Consider the following 214-nt stretch of genomic DNA (forward strand, 5'->3'; position numbering starts at 1 on the left):
GGAACATCCGCTGAAGCCGTTATCATCGCCGCTTTCTCCAGATAACGTTTTCCACGGAGTTCCAGAGTTTCCGATGCATTATTATCATTAATTACGTTCAGTGCCAACAGATTATCCCTCTGCTTCGGGTCACGTATCACCAATGACAGATTTACCAAGTCTTCAATCGTATCCGGATTTGCAACCGGTATCAAAATCTTCTCTAGTTCTGCCG

1 protein-coding gene is annotated in these 214 nt (G+C 44.9%); it reads right to left on the reverse strand.

Annotated features, from left to right (window positions below):
- Window positions 1-214: hypothetical protein (locus tag LI164_RS15895; RefSeq protein ID WP_227087402.1), on the reverse strand; the 214-nt coding region annotated here is incomplete at both ends.

The organism is Dorea sp. 210702-DFI.3.125 (genome assembly GCF_020560945.1).
GTDB lineage: Bacteria > Bacillota > Clostridia > Lachnospirales > Lachnospiraceae > Dorea > Dorea formicigenerans.